At 59.9% G+C, this 13,641-nt stretch carries 5 protein-coding genes and 2 pseudogenes; 3 read left to right on the forward strand and 4 right to left on the reverse strand.

Annotated features, from left to right (window positions below):
* Positions 1 to 515: pseudogene (locus WW58_RS08205) on the reverse strand (5-methyltetrahydropteroyltriglutamate--homocysteine S-methyltransferase); the annotation flags it as partial.
* A gap of 179 nt (positions 516 to 694) precedes the next feature.
* On the opposite strand from WW58_RS08205, the gene WW58_RS13325 reads away from it, so the two are divergent.
* On the forward strand, positions 695 to 841 hold the full coding sequence (locus WW58_RS13325; protein ID WP_022198599.1) for a hypothetical protein: 147 nt from the start codon (positions 695 to 697) through the stop codon (positions 839 to 841).
* 269 nt (positions 842 to 1,110) lie between these two features.
* Here the strand turns inward: WW58_RS13325 and WW58_RS13330 are convergent, their stop codons facing one another.
* Positions 1,111 to 1,254, reverse strand: a complete 144-nt coding sequence (locus WW58_RS13330; protein ID WP_012419632.1) for a hypothetical protein — start codon at positions 1,252 to 1,254, stop codon at positions 1,111 to 1,113.
* Positions 1,255 to 1,457: 203 nt separating this feature from the next.
* On the opposite strand from WW58_RS13330, the gene WW58_RS08215 reads away from it, so the two are divergent.
* Positions 1,458 to 2,339 (forward strand): diaminopimelate dehydrogenase, encoded by an 882-nt coding sequence (locus WW58_RS08215; protein WP_022198601.1) that lies wholly within the window; start codon positions 1,458 to 1,460, stop codon positions 2,337 to 2,339.
* 94 nt (positions 2,340 to 2,433) lie between these two features.
* On the opposite strand, the gene WW58_RS08220 is transcribed toward WW58_RS08215, so the two are convergent.
* The gene (locus tag WW58_RS08220; RefSeq protein ID WP_046436800.1) at positions 2,434 to 3,168 is read right to left on the reverse strand and encodes a L,D-transpeptidase family protein; all 735 of its coding nucleotides are present in this window, start codon (positions 3,166 to 3,168) and stop codon (positions 2,434 to 2,436) included.
* Positions 3,169 to 3,403: 235 nt separating this feature from the next.
* Here WW58_RS08220 and WW58_RS13780 point away from each other — a divergent pair.
* Positions 3,404 to 3,973 (forward strand): annotated as a pseudogene (locus WW58_RS13780) (YdeI/OmpD-associated family protein).
* Positions 3,974 to 4,109: 136 nt separating this feature from the next.
* Here the strand turns inward: WW58_RS13780 and WW58_RS08230 are convergent.
* Positions 4,110 to 13,631 (reverse strand): autotransporter-associated beta strand repeat-containing protein, encoded by a 9,522-nt coding sequence (locus WW58_RS08230; protein WP_215836858.1) that lies wholly within the window; start codon positions 13,629 to 13,631, stop codon positions 4,110 to 4,112.
* Positions 13,632 to 13,641: the final 10 nt, after the last annotated feature.

The raw sequence follows: 13,641 nt of genomic DNA on the forward strand, positions 1-13,641 counted from the left end.
CCCCCCGCCAATGAGGAAAGCGTTAAGAATGTAAACGGCCCAATCAGGACGGGCTTCGTTTCAATCCCGTATGACCGGGCTTCAAGGAATTCGTCAAAGGGTTTACTCCCGGAAATCTGAAGGGGGGCGGAATCTATCTCGGGAACCAGGTAATGGTAATTGGTATTAAACCATTTTTTCATGGCTAGAGCCTTGACATCCCCAGCCGGCCCCTGATAGCCGCGAGCCATCGCGAAATAAGTATCCAATGAAGAAATTCCCAAATCCCGGTACCGCTGGGGAACAGCATTTAACAAAACCGCAGTATCTAGCATCTGGTCGTAAAAAGAAAAATCATTGGAAGGGATGCCGTCAATGCCTGCCTCCATTTGTTTCTGCCAGTGCGTCCTGCGAAGGCGGCTTCCCGTCTCCAACAACGCCTCCGGTGCCATTTTCCCCCGGAAATACTGTTCCACGGCAACTTTGAGTTCCCGTGACGAGCCTATTCTGGGATATCCTGCAACTGATATTTTCATGGTATTTTTCAATCTGTAATGAAATGCAGGTTTCTTATAGCAAATAGCGTTATTATTCGATAATACAATTATTCTATGGCATAATATAACAAAAAGCTATAACAAATTACTGCTTGCCAGGTTCATTGACAAGAAACCGGAAGAAGGTTAGGATACGGCTTTCAACCTCTCTTCAAATAATGAATATCAAATCCGCCCTTTTGACGCTCGCCGCAACCCTTGCTCTCTCCTCCTGCAATACGATCAGTGGAATAGGAAAAGACGTGGAAGCCATGGGAAGCAAGATTGACAGCGCCTCCCAGGCCACCAGCAAGTCCATGCAATAAGGCCCGGGAAGTGCCGGACGCTGCTTCGAATCCTCTTTTAATGGAAAAGAGGCAGTACTTTACTTCCTGCCATTCTGCCCTGAATGGCAGCCATCTCCATGGGGTTCCCAACGAATTGGCATGGTCCGGCTCCATCCTGCATGGAACACGCCAAACCTTTGCGGCCATCCGGAAATCAGGGCATGCGGGCGGCAGCACATTTTTTACCGGAAAGCCGCTTCATCCGCCCGGATGAAGCGGCTTTCGTCCAAGGTCTCCACATAACCTTTTTACATGGCCCGGCTAGTGGAACGGGCGGCGGAATTAATGTCGCTGCCGACCGCTTCCACATCCTTGCCCACCCCGCCTATCGTATTGCAGGAAACGCACCCCAGAAGGGTGGCGATACTCAGAATAATCAATTTGCTTTTCATCGTTTTATTGGAAGAGTTCCGAGTAATCAGACTCTATTTCTCCGCCCCCCGTTCAAAGAACCGGCAATCATGCCACAAAGCCCCCTGTCATTCTCCGTTCTTGCCATGCGTTCCCAAAACACTTAAAAAACATGCGCCAAAGGAAAAAATGCCGGGCGGACATTCCGCCCCATTACCCGGAACCATTACTATTTACTACCAAGATGATTAAAGTAGCCATTGTAGGATACGGCAACATCGGGAAATACGCTGTGGACGCCTTGCGCGCCGCTCCCGATATGGAACTGGCAGGTATCGTGCGCCGCCCCGGCAGCGAAGCTGTACACGGCATCAAGACCGTAAGCGACGTGGAGGAACTGGGTCATGTGGACGCGGCCCTGCTCTGCACCCCCACCCGCAGCGTGGAAGAAACGGCCCTGCCTCTGCTCGCCCGCGGCGTCAACACAGTAGACAGTTTTGATATTCACGGGGACATCGTGGCCCTGCGCCGTTCCCTGGGAGCCCAGGCAATCAAGCATGACGCCGTCTCCATCATTTCCGCCGGCTGGGACCCCGGAACGGACTCCGTCATCCGTACCCTGATGCTGGCTATGGCTCCCAAAGGCATCACGTACACCAACTTCGGCCCCGGCATGAGCATGGGCCACAGCGTCGTGGCGCGTTCCAAGGAAGGAGTGGCGGACGCTCTCTCCCTCACCATCCCCACGGGTTCCGGCGTACACCGCCGCATGGTTTATGTGGTGCTGAAAGAAGGCGCCAAATTCTCCGACGTGGAATTCGCCATTAAATCAGATTCCTACTTCAGCCATGACGACACCCGCGTGCTGCAGGTGCCCGACATCGACGTGCTGAAAGACATGGGCCACGGTGTGCTGATGGAACGCAAGGGCGTTTCCGGCTCCACGCAGAACCAGATGTTCACGTTTGAAATGCGCATCAACAATCCGGCCCTGACCGCCCAGGTCATGGTGGCTTCCGCCCGCGCCAGCATGAAACTGGCTGCAGGCTGCTATACGCTGCCGGAAATTGCCCCGATGGATTTTCTGCCGGGCGACCGCGAAGAATTGATTGCCCAGCTGGTCTAATCCGGAGCATTCCGGACACACGGTGCCCGGGGCGCTCCTGTCGCCCCTGTTCCGCAGGCCTTCCTTTATCCTCCGGTCCTCAACCGGAGGATTTTTATTGCTCCACAACGACCAGCCTGCCATTGACGACCTTCACCCGGGCCGGAGTACGGGTCCGTTCCGTCCAGTCCCACGCTCGGGCCATGTCCGCCCAAAAGGCGGCGTGGGGAGAATCCTTTTCCTCTGACAAACGCGCCGGAGTGGGCACGAAGGGATAAATCTGCACGGGAACGTTTTTTTGCCCATGAACCAGAGCCTGTTCCACCATGGTATAAATCTCCTCAATTCCGGAATCGGTCATCGCCAGGCAGCCGATGGAAACATCCCGGCCATGCACCATGATGAAGCTTCCCGTCCGGTTCAGGGAGCGGTCATAGGCATTCGGATACCCGATGTTGAAAGACAGATGGTAATTGCTCCGGGGATTGAGCCCGGACGGTTCCACTTCATAAAAACCTTCCGGCGTTTGCCTGTCCCCCTCCTTCTCCTTGGGACCCAGTTTTCCGGACCATGCGGCAATCGGATAGCGCTTGGCAAGCATGTAGCATTCCGCCTTGTCCGGTTTCACCCACAGTTCCAGGACGGAGTCTTCCTTTACGGCCCGTAAAAACACAGGACTTCCCACCCTGGCGCCGCACGGCTCCAGAAAGGAATTCAGCACGGGCGTTACCCGTTTCCGCGCGATATCCGCACGGTTGGAGGATTTTTCTGCACATGCCATATTGAAAGCCGCTACGGCGGAAACCAGCAGAACCAGCCCCAGCAAGGACAGGACTACATTCTTCTTCATAAATCATCTATAATGGCGGTTTTTGTTTTGACAAGCAGAAAACCAGCCGGTTCTCTCCGAAGAAGGAAAAGGAAAAAACGGCGGAAAAAGAAGACGGAAAGAAAAGCGGTTCCTGAGAAAGGCGCCCTTCGCGAAGCTGTCCCCGGATAGAATCCATGTCTGTGCTGGAAATGCAGGCTCCGGAGAAGTATCATCGGCCCTCAGAACATCAGCGGAAGACCGACCTATAAACGCCATGGAAATAAACAACCTTCTTCCCATCACTACACGGAAGGAATTAAGAATATGGCTGGAAAACAACCACCTCACTTCCTCCTGCTGCTGGGTTCTCACAACGAGAAAACCTTCCCCACATGCCCTCCTTTACCTGGATGCCGTGGAGGAAGCCCTGTGCTTCGGATAGATTGACAGCACCCGCAAAAAGACGGCCTCCGGTTTCCTGGCCCAGCGTCTCACTCCCCGATCCAGAAAAAGTAAATGGTCCGAACTGAACAAGGAACGCGTCCGCCGCCTGGCCAGGCTGGGACTAATGACGCCCCACGGCGAAAAATGTCTGCCGGAAATGAATCCGGAAACGTTCCGTATTGACTCGTATATTTTACAGCTCCTTCAACAGGATCCGCTTATTTACGCCAATTTCCTGGCGTTTCCCCGGCTATACCGCCATGTGCGCCTGGATACCATTCAAATTAAAAAAAACCAGCCGGAACTGTTCTGCAAGCGCCTGGAAAAATTTCTGAAGAATACCCGTGAAAACAGGATGTACGGAGAATGGCACGACGGAGGACGGCTGCTGGAAAAGTAGACGCCAGGATCCCGCCATTTCCCTGCCGGACGAGCTCTGACGTTACCAAGCCGTTCCGGAATAAATCCGGAACGGCTCTGGAGGGTCAGGAGGAAGGCCTTTCGGGGGTGGGCCCCCCTCCTTGTGTTTTCTCTTGTTAGAAGTCGTAGCGGTAGCCGATGCTTCCGTTCAGCGCGCTGGACCCGTCACGGATGTCCGCGTTCCCGTTCACGTAGATGGTTCCCTTCGTTCCTACAGGCACGCTCAGTCCGGCTCCCAGCTGCAGCGCCGTCGTTCCCACTTTCGCTCCCCTCACGCTTTGCGCAAAGCCTGGGTTGCCCAGCAGAGAGACGTTCGTTTCCCCTCTCCGGTCTCCCAGGTCCTGCGCCGCGTTGACCCGGATTTCCGCCAGCGCTTCTCGTCCGAAGATGTTGCTGCCCACCAGACCCATCCACCGGCCGCCCAACGCCAGCGTCCCCGTCGTCCAGTCCTGCCTGCCGACGTTCAGGCCCGCGTTGCCCGCACCCGTTTCCTCATAGCCGTCCATCCGCGTCGTCACCACCGAGGCGTTGAACAGCGGCTGCAGCACGCTGCTGCGGTTTTCGTTGAGGTAGATGTCGTAGGTGAGTTCATACATCGCTCCAAAGCCCCACCCGCTGGTGCTTCCCTGCGTCCCGTAGCTTCCTTCCCCGTAGTTGACCGTACGGTTGAGTTTCGCGTCGTTCCACCCTCCCGTCAGGATGAGCGTGTGCGCCCAGCGCCTGTCCTGGTAGCGGCCGAAGAGGCTGGCGTAGTAGCTGTCCAGGTGCCCGTCGGCGCTGTCCGCCGCGCTGGCCGTCAGGTCGCCGTAGTTGGCCGTGAAGGCCGCTCCCATCGTGAAGTGGTCGCTGAGGTCCACGTCCATGCCCACGGTGCCCCCCCAGGTGGTGAGCTGGTAGCCGCTTTCATCCCCCCTGGTGTCCAGCTTGGCGTAAGAACCCGTGCCTTCCATCCACATGTGGAAGCAGGGGAGGTCTTCGTTGACGTAGGCGGGGTTGACGCCCATGAGGGTAGTGCGGTTCCTGATCCAGCCCATCTGGTCGCGCAGGGCGTCCCTCTGTGCCGTTCCCAGCGCGTTGACCGTGCTGCCTGCCGCGGCTGCCATGGAACGTGCCGCCCGGGAGGTGTTGCCGGACTGGATGTCGTTTCTGACGGCTTCCCTCAGGTCACCGAGCTGCGTGCCTTTCGGCGCGTTGCCGCGGTTGTTCCAGAGCAGGTTGGCCCCCGCTTCCGAGTTGGCCGTGTTGGCCGCGTCCATAAAGGCGTTCTCCGTCTTGACCATGCCCGTCACCACAATCTTGCCGCCTTCCGTCCGGATGCCGAATTCCTGGTAGTAGAAGTCAAAGTAGCCGGAGGCGTCCACCGTGGCTCCGTTGGCCGAAACCGTTCCGGCTCCCGTCGCGTCCACCAGCGTGAAGTTGAGGTTGGCCGTCGGGTCCGCCGGGTCGTCGTAGTCCCCCAGGCTTCCCAGGGAAACGGTGGTTCCGTCCAGATTGACGTCTCCTGCCTGCACGGTGATGACCGGGCTGGAGAAGAGGTCGTCACGGTTGGTGTTGATGACCAGGTCCAGATGGGAGTTTTGCAGGTTGAGTCCGTTGGCGACGGTGAGCGTCGTGTTGACCGCTCCGGTTCCTTCCCCTACCGGGCTCAGGCGCACATGGGCGCCGCTTCCCGCCGTGAGGCTCTTATAGGTAACGGAGCCGTTGCCGCCTTCCGCACCCGTCAGTTCCAGCGTTCCCTTCGTGACGCTGAGGGCCTGCCCGATCGCGCCGTTCCCCTTCAGAACCTGCGTGCCGGTGCCGTTCATGGTGATGCTGCCTTCTCCGCTGAGAGAGCCTTCATACAGGGCATTCCCGGCAGTGGTGATTTCCAGGGCGGAGCCGTTGTTCAGCGCGCCGCTTCCCGTCAGGCCGGAAATGCTGTTGGCCGCGTTGCCGAGCTCCAGCATTCCGTTGCCGTCCAGGTCCACCTGCACGCCGTCAAGCTTGGAGGTGCCGTTGAGCGCCAGGGAGGCGTTGTCCGCCACCTGGAGCACGCCGGCTCCGGAAACGGTGCTGTTGGAAAGTTCGGAACCGGCTCCCGTGAGCGAGAGGGTACCGTTTTTCCCGATGGAGAGGTTGCCGCCGTTGCCTTCATCCGTCAGCGTTCCCGCTTCCGCCTTCCCGGTAATGTCCAGGGAGGAAAGGTCGCCGGAGTTGGAGGAGTTGAGCTTGATGGAGCCGAGGTCCGCCGTGCCGGAGAGGATGAGTTGGCCGTCCTGCATGTCCAGCGTGCCGCTGGTATCCAGGGTTCCGGCAAGCTCCAGGGAGCCGTCTCCCGTCTTGGTGATATTGGCCGTCCCCCCATTGATGGTTCCGGAGTACTTCGTATCGGGACCGGACGTATTCGGATCGGTTCCCAGCAGCTCGTTGTTCAGGATGACGGAAGCCGTCTTGTCGTTCGTGCTGGTGATGTTGATAACGCCGGAAGCCGCACCGGAAAGATTGTTGATCGTCAGGCCGTCAGCCGTATCGTCCACGCCGGGGAGGTTGAGGGCCAGGTTGCCGTCCACGATGACCGCGCGGTACGGGTCCAGCTCGGAATTGTTCGTGACCGTCTTGTCTTCGCTTCCCACGGCGTAAATCTGCGTGGCGTCCCCCGTGATGCCGATGGAGCCTCCGTTGATGCCCGTCACCGTAAAGCCCAGGGATTCCAGCAGCGGGTTGAAGATGGCCGTACCGTAGCCCAGCGCTCCGTTGGTCAGGTTGAGCCACGCCGTGCGGTCCCCCGCGCCCCAGCCCTGCATGGCGTTAATCACGTCAGCGGAGAGGGTAAGGGTGAGCGTTTCAATTTCCAATTGCGTTCCGGCCGCGTCAAACTGAATCATGGAAGTGCTTCCGGCCAGGTCCTGCGTCTTGGAGACGTTCCCCGTGCCCACCACCAGGCTGGCGCTGTCCAGATTGGCGGCGCCGTTGATGCCGCTGATGACCGTTCCGGCGTCCGTCATGTTGACGGTCTTGAGCGCGGAACCGGAAAGGCCGCCCAGGGAAATGGCGCTGACGCCGGAGGCCGCATTGACGGAGACGTTCTTGACGCCCTTGTAATTCTGGCCGCCCGTCACGTTGCCTCCGGTGATGTTGAGCCCGGCTTTATAGCCATCGGCGGTGTCCTGGAAGGAAAGCGTTCCGGAAGCAAGCGTCACGGTACCCGTGTAACCCGCACTGGCGGCCCCTATGCTCAGAGTGCCCGTACCGGTTTTCAGAAGGTTGCCTGAACCGGTGAAGGCGCCGTTGAGGGTGATGTCCCCCCCCGTGGTATCCACCGTGGCGGTCTTGCCGGAAGCGGCGTTGAGGGCGACTCCGACAGAAGTTGTCCAGGCAGCGGAGGAGTTGAGCGTGCCTTCTCCCAGCGTGAGGGTTCCGGACGTGCCGGTGATATCGCCGCCCATCGTGAGCGTACCGCCGCCGCTGAGGGTGATGCCGGAGTCGGAGCCATCCAGGAAGGAGGCGGCCGCCAGCACGGCAGTGCCGCCGTTGATGTTGAGATTGCCTGCCAGGGCTCCCTGCCCGTTGGCGCCGCCCAAATTGACGCCGGTGGTGGAGGTGAGCGTGACGCCCGTCCCCACGTTGACCGCGGAAGCCTGCGTGTTGCTGCCCATCGTGCCGCCGCCTATTTGCAGCGTGGCGATATCAAGGTCTTTCTTCAAGTCCAGCGTCACGCCGTACGTGACGTCAATGAGATCGGCATTCAGCGTGCCGTTCATCGTGATGGTACGGTTGGCCGTAGCCGCTCCGTAGCCGGAAAGAACGATGCTGCCTCCGGCATTGCTGAGCGTGCCGTTAAGCGCGTCATTGCCGTTGGCCGCCTTGACGAGCAGGGAGCCTCCGTCCGTCTTGGCCAGGGTGCCGCTGATGTTCTTGAGCACGCCGGAAAGGGCGATTTCATTGCCGCCGGAGAGCTTGAGGGTGGAGCCGCTGGCCACCGTCACGGTTCCGGAGAGGACCTTGGTATTGGCGATGTTCCCCAGCGCCACGGCTCCATTCCCGGAGATGTTCCAGTTGAGGGACAGGAAGCTGTCCTGCCCGGCCGTATTCACCGTCAGTGTGGTGCCGGCTCCGGAGGCGGCCAGCTTGACCGCGTCCCCGGCGTTCTTCTGCACCATGGTCTGCGTCAGCGTCACGTTCCCGGAGGCCTGCAGGATGCCGCCGCCGAAGATGATGGAACCCGTTCCCAGCGCTCCGTCTCCGTTGATGTCCACAATGCCCCCTTCCAGGGACGTAGAACCACCGTAGGTGTTCGTATTGCGGATTTGCAGGGTGCCGTCCCCCCTCTTGGTCAGGATGGTCGTGGCGCCCGTGATGTGCCCGTCTCCCTGGAAGGTGTAGGTGTTGTCCGCGCCGCTGTTGCTGACGACGATGGAGGAGGGAGCCACGTCTCCCGTGATCGTCACGGTTTTGTTGGCTGCCGTGTTGTCAAAGAGCAGGGGCTGGCCGTCCGTGGTCGCCGGCGCGGAGCCGCTTCCGCCGTAGGTCCAGTTGCTCACGTCGCCCGCGCTCCATGTTCCGGCGTCCGCCGTTCCGTTCCAGGTGAGCATGTTCGCGGAGGATTCGATCTTGAGCTGAAGCGTTTTGCCGTCCGCGGAAAGTCCCAGCGTGTAGGTCAGTTCCGGATGGGCGTCATTGATGAGGTCCCCGATGTTGAAGGAGCCGAGCGTGAGCGTTCCGCTTCCCACCGTCAGCAGGGAATAGTCTCCCGAGTCGGTGAGCGTGTCGTAGTTGTTGAGGGTGACGTTGTGCGTTCCGGTGAGCGTCAGTCCGCCGGTGAGCGTCACCAGGGCGTTTCCTCCCGCCGTCAGTCCTGTCATGTCAAAGGTGAAGGAGGAGCCCGCGGCCATGGCCATGTCTCCGGTGACGTTCAGGCGCGAGTAGCTGACCAGCGTCAGGCTGCCGATGGAGCCGCCGTTGCTGGTGATGGCGCCCGTGGAGAGCGCATCCGCCGTGCCGGCTTTCACGTTGACCGCGTTATTCACCGCATAATTGCCGATGTCCAGCGTCGCTCCGGAGGAGATGGAGACCGTGCTGGTCCCGAACGCCGTAGCGCTTCCCGCCGCCAACGTTCCGGCTTCCGCATTGGTCGTGCCGGCATAGGTATTGGCGCCGCTGAGCGTCACCTTGCCCGGACCCTTCTGGGTGATGGAACCCGTTCCGCCGATGACGTTGGCCACCGTCTGGTCCGCATCCACCGCATAGGTCAGGAAAGCGTCTCCATTGCCGCCGAGCGTCACCGCTCCGGAACCCAGGGAGCCGGCTCCCGTCAGCAGGATGGTCCCTTCCTTGATCAGGGTCTGGTTGGTATAATCGCTGGCCTTGGTCAGTTGAAGCACGCCGTTCCCCTGCTTTACGAGGTTGGCGCCGTTGCCTTCCTTGGCTACGATTACATCCAGCTTCAAATCTGCCGTATTAGTATCGTCCAGCGCAAAATTCCCGCGCGCTATGTCAAAGATGGCCGTGCCGCCGCGGAGGGTCAGGGCATTCGCCTGACCGGTGGAGGGGGCTCCCTCCGCCACGGAGAAGACGCTCATTCCGGTAGCGGACTGCTGCGTCACAATGGTATTGGTGCCGCTGAACAAGTCGAAGCCGTTTAATCCCCCGCCGGGCATGTTCAGAATGACCCGGCTGTTGTTGAACACCATTCTGGTATTGGCCATGGTCGTATTGCCGCCGCCGACATTCCAGGTGCCGCTATTCAGGGTCAACGTGCCGAAATTCCCATTGTTGTTGTAACCGAACGGATCGCCCGCGGTAGTGTTCAGCGTGCCGCCGTTCACTATCAAATCGCCGTAAAGGATGGATTGCTGTCCGTCTCCATTCTTGCCGAGGTTCAGGACCGCGCCCTCGCCCACCGTGGTCAGCGCGGTTTTCGTCTGGGCGGTGGAAACCGTCAGGGCCGTTCCGGCGCCCGACACTTCCAGATTGATGCCGGAGCCGGTCAGCAGTTTGCCGAGCGTATTGGCCCCTCCGGAGGCAAAGGCGATCGTGCCTCCGTTGATCGTCGGCATCGTGGCTCCCAGAATATCCGCAATTCCGCCCGTTACGCCGATTTCCAGCCGTCCCGTCCTGTCCACGGTCACCGTTCCGGTCCCCAGGGCCATGTTCGCCTTCACGGCAACGGTTCCTTCCTTGATGTTGACCGCGCCGGAGTAATCATTGTTGGAGCTGTTGAAGGTCACCTTTCCTTCACCCAGTTTGGTCATGGTTCCGTTCCCGGCAAGCTTGCCTCCGTTGTTGGTCAGCTCCAGGTCCTGCCCTATCCCGTTGTTGAAATAAATGGCCTTGGCATTCACGTCCCCCGTCAGGGACGCCACTCCCGTGTGCGTTCCGTCAAACAGATAGGTCGTCGTGTTGTCCACGGCGCCGATCGGATTGCCGTCCCAGACCACCACGCCGTCCGCCATGCTGACGGAAACGGTCACCGTCTTGTCACCGGTATTCACGTTGAAGGTTCCCTGGTACAGGCTGGCCAGCGTACCGGTCAGGGTCATCGTCCCCGCATCTGCGAAGTTGCCTGCCGTCAGGTTGTCCCAGGAAACCAGCGTATAAGTCCCCGCGGTGATATTCCCGTTAATGTCCAGGCTGACGCCTGCATCCGCGCCCAGCGCCAGGTTGCTCACCGTCAGCGTCGCTCCGTCCGAGCTCAGGGCGCTTCCGTCAACCGCCAGTGAAGCGGCGTTCAGCGTTCCGGTCACGTTCTGCTTCCGCAGCGCCGTCACCTTGGCGGTGGAGGCGTTCAATGTTCCGGCCAGAGCCGTATCCGCATTCAGGTAAAGATTGTTCCCTGAAAGGTTCAGTGTTCCGGTAAAATCGCCAACATCGCCGCCCAGCGTCAGGGAGCCCGCGCTGTTGCGGGTAGTGACGGCCAGCGTTCCCGCACCGCCCAGTCCGCCGAGCATCTGCAGGCTGTCTCCTCCGGCGAGGGTCGCCGTTCCGCTGCCGGACGTTTCCACGGACACCTTGCCGTTAAGCGTCGCGGTTCCTGTGATTCCGGTAAAGACGTTCAGGACGGTCGCGGCGTTCGTCCCTTTCAGCGTGACATCCCCGTCCAGGGACACTCCCCCCGCCGCGGCTGCGGCATTCAAGCCGTTGAACGTCACCGTGACATTTTTTTCACTGCCGCCCAGCGTGACGCTGCCCTGCCCCCACGGGGTCAGCACCTGTCCGGCAGCGACGGAGGCTGTGCCGACATTATAAGTCAGGCTGATGTTACTACCGGTTCCGGCTATTTCCGTATCGCCGTCATAGGAATTCTTCACCCATCCCGTTTTAAAATTCCAGCCGTTGCCCCCAACATCGGAAATGATTTTCAGGCCGCCCGTTCCCGTGATGGCGGAGGTCAGCGTGGCATTATTTCCATTGCTGGAGCCGTCAATGACGGCGTAGCCGCCTTCTCCGGCGTCCAGCCGGATTTGCATGTCGATGAGACGGTTACCGTTCCCGTTCAGCAGGCGCAGCTTGGAACCGTTCCCCATCGTCAATATGCCCGTGCCGGTGATGTTGGTGGCCCAGCCGGTCTGCATCACCGCGTTTTTTCCCAGGGTGATGTTCAGGTCGGAGCTTAACGTCCCCTCTGCCGCAACAGCGAGAGTGCCTGATTCCACCACCAGCGTCCCTCCCGCCGATGCGTTGAACGCGTCCCTGCTCAGGGACAGCGTGCCGTCACCCGTCTTGACGACCGTCCCGGAAATGCCTCCTCCCAGCGTGGCGTTACCCGCTCCGATCACCAGCGAGCCGGCTCCGCTGTTAATCAGCTTGCCTCCGTAGGCGCCCGCCGCCAGATTCAGGCTGCCTTCTCCCGTGCGGGTGATGGTTCCCATCCAGCCGGCCAGGGATGCCCATGTGACGGCATTCCCGTTCGTATCCACCAGAACAGCGTTGGAAGCCAACGCGCCTGTCTGAATTTGTCCGGAAATGTCCGCCGTTATCCCAGCGCCGTATTTCAGAGAGCCTCCATTAAAGATGATGCTGCCGGCACCCAGCGCGGCGTCATGCCGCATTTCCACCGTGCCGCCGCCCAGCAGGACTTCTCCGGAAAAACCGGCGTTGTCCGTGGCGATGGACAAGGTTCCGCTGCCGGTCTTCTGCAGCTTGGAGCTTCCCACCAGGGAACCGGACCCCGTCCACGTATAACCGGTTGCGTCAGCATTGACGACGATCAGGCCCGGATTCACCTGCCCGGCGATGTTCACGGTCTGCGGCGCATTGCCTGCTACGTCACCGAAGATGACTCCGTTGCCGTTGGCAAAAGGCAATCCCGCATTCCAGGGGGAATCCCCCGTTCCTCCCACCGTCCACGTATTGTCTCCGCCGCCCGTCCAGGTCAGGGACGTGACCTGCGCCACGACGAATTTCAGGGTATTGTCCGTCGTGCTCCAGTTGCCGATGTATTCGGTCCCCAGCAGAATGGTATTGGCCAGATCCCCGGTGATGCCGCCCGTGGCATTAATCAGATTGTACGTGCCCGCGCTCCAGCTCACGCTGTCGCTGTTCTCCAGCAGCAGGCTGCCGTTCACCGTCAGGGCGCCGTTCAGGGCCAGCAGGGGATTGCCGTTCACCGTCATGTGAGTGGCGTCAATCCGCACGGCCGCTCCCAGGTTCAGGTTGCCGGTCATCGTATTCTGCCCCCCAAGGGACAGGACGCCGGCGGTCATGGACAGGCCGGCATTGCTGTCCACGGCGGAGACGTCCAGGCCCGCTCCCGCGGACAGGGAAAGGCCGCCGTACCCCGCGGAAATGCCGCCGATGGCCGCATTCCCCGTTACGGAAAGGTTCTTGTTCGTTCCCATTCCGGAGGCATGGCTGACAATGAGGGTGCCCCCTTTCAGTTCCACGCCGCCCGTGAAGGAAGAGGAATTGGCCAGGGTCAGCGTTCCGGAGCCGTCCTTGATCAAACGCCCGGTTCCACGGAATGCATTGTCACTGCCCGTGATCATGTTCCCTGCCCCGGTAATGGTCAGGGCGCCGTTCAGCTGGATATTATGAGTGTCGTCAGCAGTGATGGACATGGTGCTGCCGGCATTCACCACCTCCACGGCGCCGCCGCCCGCGGCGACTGTCAGGCCGTTCCCGAAGGTTCCGTCGCTTTCCTTGGTAATCTCCAAGCGCCCGTTGTTCAAGGTCCAGTACCCCGTATTGACGGCCATGGAACCCAGCCCCGCGCCGTCATAGGTATATTCTCCCACGCGCAGCACGCCGCCGTTGGTGACGGTTACCTTGTAGCGCGTATAATTACCCCCCGTCATGCTGAGGCTGGCTCCCGGAGAGCTCAAATCCAGCGTGGCGTTATTAATAGTCAGTGTTTTGGAGATTGGATCACTCCCGATTTTCTGCGTAGCCGCCGTTTTAATCCTGAAAACGCCGCCGCCGGTGATGGTGAGGCTGTTATTGCCAATATTGAACGCACCCTCCGCCTGGGTAAGCGTCTTTCCGGCCTCAATGGTCAGCGTCAGGTCGTTGGCGCCGATGGTCGTAGCCTCATTCCAGGTAACGTCCGTATCAAACGTCTGGTTGGTCGTAATGGTGAGGGGATCAGCCTGAACAGAGGCGGACAACGCAGCGCAGCAGGCAAGAAGAGCGGACAACAAGTTGACAGGCAGATGAAGCTTCATAAAAAATAAC

This window comes from Akkermansia sp. UNK.MGS-1, from assembly GCF_000980515.1.
Classification (GTDB): Bacteria; Verrucomicrobiota; Verrucomicrobiia; order Verrucomicrobiales; family Akkermansiaceae; genus Akkermansia; species Akkermansia muciniphila.